General features: G+C 69.4%; 5 protein-coding genes. 1 reads left to right on the plus strand and 4 read right to left on the minus strand.

What is annotated here, in order from left to right:
• Positions 1-58: 58 nt before the first annotated feature.
• The 3 genes from ispG to dxr form a co-directional block, all read right to left on the minus strand.
• Positions 59-1,216 carry a flavodoxin-dependent (E)-4-hydroxy-3-methylbut-2-enyl-diphosphate synthase gene (gene ispG, locus CCN72_RS26745; protein WP_085566817.1) on the minus strand — a complete coding sequence of 386 codons (1,158 nt, stop codon included), beginning with the start codon at positions 1,214-1,216 and terminating at the stop codon, positions 59-61.
• Between the two features lie 193 nt (positions 1,217-1,409).
• Entirely contained in the window at positions 1,410-2,711 is a 1,302-nt protein-coding gene (locus tag CCN72_RS26750) for a M50 family metallopeptidase (protein WP_086810312.1), read from the minus strand.
• A complete protein-coding gene (gene dxr / locus CCN72_RS26755; RefSeq protein ID WP_086810314.1) occupies positions 2,708-3,979 on the minus strand; it encodes a 1-deoxy-D-xylulose-5-phosphate reductoisomerase in 1,272 nt (423 codons plus the stop codon). Before dxr ends, CCN72_RS26750 begins: the two co-directional genes overlap by 4 nt.
• Before the next feature lie 158 nt (positions 3,980-4,137).
• Here dxr and CCN72_RS26760 point away from each other — a divergent pair, with 158 nt between their 5' ends.
• Positions 4,138-4,596 carry a lamin tail domain-containing protein gene (locus tag CCN72_RS26760; RefSeq protein WP_086810316.1) on the plus strand — a complete coding sequence of 153 codons (459 nt, stop codon included), beginning with the start codon at positions 4,138-4,140 and terminating at the stop codon, positions 4,594-4,596.
• A 19-nt stretch (positions 4,597-4,615) separates the two neighbouring features.
• Here CCN72_RS26760 and CCN72_RS26765 read toward each other — a convergent pair whose 3' ends face one another.
• Positions 4,616-6,553: an acyl-CoA dehydrogenase family protein gene (locus CCN72_RS26765; RefSeq protein WP_086810318.1), complete on the minus strand. Its 1,938-nt coding sequence runs from the start codon at positions 6,551-6,553 to the stop codon at positions 4,616-4,618.
• Positions 6,554-6,751 lie beyond the last annotated feature (198 nt).

The raw sequence follows: 6,751 nt of genomic DNA on the forward strand, positions 1-6,751 counted from the left end.
CGTACGACATCACGAGTCCCGCCACCGAGGGGTGACGGGACTCGTGATGTCGTACGGGTCAGCCCGCGACGGAGACCGAGGGCTCGCCGGACTCCACGCCCTCGTCCTGCATCTTCTCGGCCAGCTTCATGGCCTCCTCGATGAGGGTCTCCACGATCTTGGACTCGGGGACGGTCTTGATGACCTCGCCCTTGACGAAGATCTGGCCCTTGCCGTTGCCGGAGGCGACGCCCAGGTCGGCCTCGCGGGCCTCGCCGGGGCCGTTGACGACGCAGCCCATGACGGCGACGCGGAGCGGGACGTCCATGCCGGTGAGGCCCGCGGTGACCTCTTCGGCGAGCTTGTAGACGTCGACCTGGGCGCGGCCGCAGGAGGGGCAGGAGACGATCTCCAGGCCGCGCTGGCGCAGGTTCAGGGACTCCAGGATCTGGGTGCCGACCTTGACCTCCTCGACCGGAGGCGCGGAGAGGGAGACGCGGATGGTGTCGCCGATGCCCTCGGAGAGCAGCGCGCCGAAGGCGACGGCCGACTTGATGGTGCCCTGGAAGGCGGGGCCGGCCTCGGTGACGCCGAGGTGCAGGGGGTAGTCGCACTGCGCGGCGAGCTGGCGGTACGCCTCGATCATGACGACCGGGTCGTTGTGCTTGACCGAGATCTTGATGTCGCGGAAGTCGTGCTCCTCGAAGAGGGAGGCTTCCCACAGGGCGCTCTCGACCAGCGCCTCCGGGGTGGCCTTGCCGTACTTCTGGAGCAGGCGGCGGTCCAGCGAGCCCGCGTTCACACCGATGCGGATCGGGGTGCCGTGCTCCTTGGCGACCTGGGCGATCTCCTTGACCTGGTCGTCGAACTTCTTGATGTTGCCCGGGTTCACCCGGACCGCGGCGCAGCCGGCCTCGATGGCGGCGAAGACGTACTTGGGCTGGAAGTGGATGTCCGCGATCACCGGGAGCTGGGACTTGCGCGCGATGGTGGCGAGCGCGTCGGCGTCGTCCTGGGTGGGGCAGGCCACGCGGACGATCTGGCAGCCGGAGGCGGTCAGCTCGGCGATCTGCTGGAGGGTGGCGCCGATGTCGGACGTACGGGTCGTGGTCATCGACTGGACCGATACGGGCGCGTCTCCGCCGACCGCCACGCTTCCGACCTGGATCTGCCGGCTCTTGCGGCGCTCGGCGAGCTTGGTCGGTACGGACGGCATGCCGAGAGAAATCGCAGTCATCTGCTGTGCAACCCCAAGTCGTGGATCAAGATCCGGCCCCGTGCTACGGCGGGCTCCGGCATCCGAGATTACGGCACCGGCGCGTGCGCGGGCACATCCCACCCGGGAAACCCCCTCATTGGGGGGCGTCCGGACGCCGCACGGGAAGCGGCCCGGAACCTCAGGGTCCCGGGCCGCCGTGAACGTCCGATGGCTAGGAGATTTTGACCGGGTTGACGACGTCCGCGATCAGCACCAGGACGGTGAAGCAGACGAAGATCCCGGCCACCACGTACGCCACCGGCATCAGCTTGGCCACGTCGAACGGGCCCGGGTCCGGGCGGCGCAGCACCCGGGCCAGGTTGCGCCGCAGCGCCTCCCACAGGGCGCCGGCGATGTGGCCGCCGTCGAGCGGGAGCAGCGGGAGCATGTTGAACAGGAACAGCGAGAGGTTGAAGCCGGCGAGCAGCATCACGAACATCGCCACCTGCTGGGAGGCGGGGATGTCCAGGGTGGCGATGTCACCGGTGATACGGGCCGCGCCGACGATGCCCATCGGGGAGTCCGGCTGGCGCGGGGCGTTGTCGAAGGCCGCGTCCCACAGGGCCGGGATCTTGCCGGGCAGGGCGGCAAGCGAGTCGACGGCGTCACCGACCCGGTCGCCCATCCAGGTCACCGAGTCGCCGAAGCCCTGCTTCTGCACGCCGGTGGCGGGGCTGAAGCCGAGGAAGCCGGCCTTCACGGTGCCCTCGACGTAGTTGCCGCTGGAGTCCTTCTTGGCGACCTCGTTGGTGGCGATCGTGGCGTGCAGGGTCACCTGCTCGCCCTTGCGGTCGACCACGATCGCGACGCTCTTGCCCGCGTCGGCCCGGATGAGGTCCGAAAGCGTGTTCCAGTCCTTGGTCGGGTGGCCGTCGAAGGAGACGATCCGGTCGCCCGCCTTCACGCCGGCCTTGGCCGCGGGGGACGCCGGGTCGGACTTCTTGCAGCTGTCGCGGTGCTGGCTCTGCGCGATGACGCAGGGCGAGACGGACTCCACGTGAGTGGTTTCCTTCTGGATGCCGAAGCCCATCAGCGCGACGAGGAACAGGGCGATGGCGAGCACCAGGTTCATGAACGGGCCCGCGAACATGACGATGACGCGCTTCCAGGGCTTGCGCGTGTAGAACATGCGCGTCTCGTCGCCGGGCTGGAGCTCCTCGTAGGCCGCCGAGCGGGCGTCCTCGATCATTCCGCGCCACGGTGAGGTGGAACGGGCGGAGATCCGGCCCGCGTTGTCCGGCGGGAACATGCCGATCATGCGGATGTAGCCGCCGAGCGGGATCGCCTTGATGCCGTACTCGGTGTCGCCCTTCTTGCGCGACCACACGGTGGGGCCGAAGCCGACCATGTACTGCGGGACGCGGATGCCGAAGAGCTTGGCCGTCGACAGGTGCCCCAGCTCGTGCCACGCGATCGAGACGAGCAGACCGAACGCGAAGACCACTATGCCGAGGATGAACATCAAGGTCGTCATGCACGCGCCTCCGCGGTCGCCGTCTTGGCTGTGATCTCACGGGCCCGGGTCCGCGCCCAGGTCTCCGCTTCGAGGACGTCCGACACCGTGAGCGAAGTTCCCGTTTCCGGTGTGCCGTGTTCCTCGACGACCCGGGTGACGGTCTCCATGATCCCGTTGAAGGGCAGCGCGCCGTTCAGGAAAGCCTCGACGCACTCCTCGTTGGCGGCATTGAACACTGCCGGAGCCGTCCCCGCGAGCTCTCCGACGTGCCGGGCCAGATTCACCGAGGGGAAGGCGTCGTTGTCCAGCGGGAAGAACTCCCAGGTGGACGCCTTGCTCCAGTCGAAGGCGGGCGCGGCGTCCGGAACCCGTTCGGGCCAGCCGAGTCCGATGGCGATCGGGCCCCGCATGTCGGGCGGCGTGGCCTGGGCGATCGTCGAGCCGTCGGAGAACTCGACCATCGAGTGGACGTACGACTGCGGGTGCACGACCACCTCGATGCGGTCGAACGGGATGTCGTACAGCAGATGTGCCTCGATGACCTCCAGGCCCTTGTTGACCAGGGTCGCGGAGTTGACCGTGATCACCGGGCCCATCGCCCAGGTGGGGTGGGCGAGGGCGTCCTGGACGGTGACGTCCGCGAGGTCCGCCTTGCTGCGGCCGCGGAAGGGGCCGCCGGAGGCGGTGACGACCAGCTTGCGCACATCGGCGCGGGTGCCGGCGGCGAGGGCCTGGAAGAGAGCGGCGTGCTCGGAGTCGACCGGGATGATCTGGCCGGGCTTCGCCAGCGCGGTGACCAGCGGGCCGCCGACGATCAGCGACTCCTTGTTGGCGAGCGCGAGGGTGCGGCCCGCTTCCAGGGCGGCGAGGGTCGGCGCGAGGCCGATGGAGCCGGTGATGCCGTTCAGCACGGTGTGGCAGTCGGACGCGGCCAGCTCGGTGGCCGCCTGCGGTCCGGCGAGGATCTCGGGCAGCGGCTCGCCCGGGCCGTACGCGGCGGCGAGCGCCTCGCGCAGGGCCGGTACGGCGTCCTCGCGGGCGACCGAGACGGTGCGCACCCGCAGCCGGTGCGCCTGCTCGGCGAGGAGGGCGACCCGGCCGCCGTTGGCGGACAGCGCGGTGACGCGGAAGCGGTCGGGGTTGCGCAGCACGAGGTCGATGGCCTGGGTGCCGATGGATCCGGTGGAGCCGAGGACCACCACGTCCTTGGGGCCGTCGCCGGCGAGGGGGTCGTAGACGAGGTGGGGGTCGGCGAGGGGTGCCGGACGGGCAGGGCTGTCGGTCATCCCCCCATTGTGGCCGCTGGGGGTGACAGGCAGGACAGGGTGTCCCCCCGGGGAACATGTGTCCCCTCAGGGAGTGTGTCCGAATGAGAAGTAAGAGTGAAGATCCTGTGATAGCACTTCAGTCTTCGCTTCTGTTTCCCTTGGGGGGGGATCTCTTCATGCGGACCATACGGCTGCGCGCCGCCCTGCCCGCCCTCGCCGGTGCGGCCCTGCTCACCGGCACCCTGCTCAACACCCCGGCCCAGGCCGCCGGGGGTGTGAAGATCTACCACGTCTGGTTCGACAGCCCAGGCTCGGACAACCGCTCGAACACGAGCCTGAACGGCGAGTGGGTGCAGATCAAGAACACCGGCGGCTCGGCGGTCTCGCTCAAGGGCTGGGTGCTCAAGGACGCCTCGAACCACCGGTACGTCTTCCCGAACATCAAGATCGGCGCCGGGAAGTACCTGAAGATCCACACCGGCTCCGGCAAGGCCACCACCTCGGACAGGTACCAGGGCCGCCGCGCCTACGTCTGGAACAACGACAAGGACACGGCCACGCTCACGAAGGCGAGCGGTGCCAAGGTCTGGTCCTGCTCCTGGACGACGCGGGACCCCAGCGACAAGTACTGCTGACACTTCTGACCGGGTACCGCTAGCCGCCGTACGGCCGCCGGGCGTTCTCGTGTGCCGAGGGCCCGGGGGTCGCGTCGGCGATCCACGGCCCGTCCTGCGACGGGTCCACGATGCCCTCCTCCAGCCAGGTGTAGGCGCCGCCGAGGACACCCTTGACGACCTTGCGGTCGAGGTCGTCGGTGTTGGTCCACAGCCGCCCGAACAGCTCCTCGATGCGGACACGGGCCTGGCGGCAGAATGCGTCGGCGAGCTGGTACGCCTCCCGGCCGTGCTCGTCGCGGGTGCGCAGCCGCTCGGCCCGTACGCAGGCCGCGCTCATCGCGAACAGCTCCGCGCCGATGTCCACGATCCGGCCGAGGAAGCCCTGCTTGGTCTCCATCCGGCCCTGCCAGCGGGACATGCCGTAGAAGGTGGCACGGGCCAGCCTGCGGGACGTGCGCTCGATGTAGCGCAGATGGGTGGACAGGTCGACGCCGTGCCGGAACTCGCCGTAGGAGCTGGGCAGTTGGCCGGGCCCGGCGACGAGCTTCGGCAGCCACTTGGCGTAGAAGACCCCGGCCTGCGCACCCGCTTTCGCCTTCTCCGGCAGGGACTTGGCCGGATCGATGAGGTCACCGGCGACGGCGAGATGGGCGTCCACGGCCTCGCGCGCGATCAGCAGATGCATGATCTCCGTGGAGCCCTCGAAGATCCGGTTGATGCGCAGATCGCGCAGCATCTGCTCGGCGGGTACGGCCCGTTCGCCGCGCGCCTTGAGCGACTCGGCCGTCTCATAGCCTCGCCCGCCCCGGATCTGGACCAGCTCGTCGGCCATCCGCCAGGCCATCTCGGAGCCGTAGAGCTTGGCGAGGGCGGCCTCGATGCGGATGTCGTTGCGGTCCTCGTCGGCCATCTGGGAGGAGAGGTCGAGCACCGCCTCCAAGGCGAAGGTGGTCGCCGCGATGAAGCTGATCTTCGCGCCGACGGCTTCGTGCAGGGCGAGGGGCTTGCCCCACTGCTCGCGCTCCGCCGACCATTCACGGGCGATTTTCAGACACCATTTGCCGGCACCGGCGCACATCGCGGGCAGCGAGAGGCGGCCGGTGTTGAGGGTGGTGAGCGCGATCTTCAGACCGGCGCCCTCGGGGCCTATTCGGTGTCCGGCCGGCACCCGCACCCGGTGGAAGCGGGTCACACCGTTCTCGATGCCGCGCAGCCCCATGAAGGCGTTGCGGTGCTCGACGGTGATGCCTTCGGAGCCCGCCTCCACGACGAACGCGGTGATGCCGCCCTTGTGCCCCTCGGACTTCGGCACCCGCGCCATGACGACGAGCAGATCGGCGACGACGCCGTTGGTCGTCCACAGCTTCACCCCGTCGAGGACGTACTCGTCACCGTCCGGTACGGCGGTGGTGGCGAGCCGCGCCGGGTCGGACCCGACATCGGGCTCGGTGAGCAGGAAGGCGGAGATGTCGCTGCGCGCACACCGCGGCAGAAATGCCTCTTTCTGCTCCTCCGTGCCGAACATCTTCAGCGGCTGGGGCACGCCGATCGACTGGTGCGCGGAGAGCAGGGCGCCGACGGCGGGGCTCACGGAGCCGACCAGGGCGAGGGCCTTGTTGTAGTACAGCTGGCTGAGGCCGAGACCGCCGTACTTCGGGTCGATCTTCATCCCGAGGGCGCCGAGTTCCTTCAGCCCCGCCACGACCTCGTCGGGTATGCGCGCCTCCCGCTCGATCCGCGCGGAGTCGATCTCCGCCTCGCAGAAGGCCCGCAGCTTGGCCAGGAACTCCTCACCGCGCCGTACGGACTCCTCGCCGGGCATCGGATGCGGATGCACCAGATCGAGCCGGAACCGCCCCAGGAACAGCTCCTTGGCGAAACTGGGCTTGTGCCAGTCCCGCTCCCGCGCGGCCTCCGCGACCTGACGGGCCTCACGCTCGGTGACGGTGCTGCGGTTCTCGGTGGGGGCGGACATGGGATCACCTCGCCGCGAAAGGGGACGGCCGGGGCTGGTGGCTACCGACCGGTGCTACTGGGTCGTTCGTACCCGAATCGGACGCCGGGCGCCACCCCTCGCGCGGGGCCTTGAGCCGGTCGGGTGGCAGGCGGCGGGACTCGTCCGGTCTGCGTCTCACACACGGTTGATCAGACGGTTGATCAGACGGTTGATCAG

This window comes from Streptomyces murinus (genome assembly GCF_002154555.1).
GTDB lineage: Bacteria > Actinomycetota > Actinomycetes > Streptomycetales > Streptomycetaceae > Streptomyces > Streptomyces murinus.

Coding starts and splice junctions, on each gene's coding strand:
- dxr (WP_086810314.1), bottom strand. CDS start 3,979: ATGACCGACAGCCCTGCCCGTCCGGCACCCCTCGCCGACCCCCACCTC.
- CCN72_RS26765 (WP_086810318.1), bottom strand. CDS start 6,553: ATGTCCGCCCCCACCGAGAACCGCAGCACCGTCACCGAGCGTGAGGCC.
- CCN72_RS26760 (WP_086810316.1), top strand. CDS start 4,138: ATGCGGACCATACGGCTGCGCGCCGCCCTGCCCGCCCTCGCCGGTGCG.
- CCN72_RS26750 (WP_086810312.1), bottom strand. CDS start 2,711: ATGACGACCTTGATGTTCATCCTCGGCATAGTGGTCTTCGCGTTCGGT.
- ispG (WP_085566817.1), bottom strand. CDS start 1,216: ATGACTGCGATTTCTCTCGGCATGCCGTCCGTACCGACCAAGCTCGCC.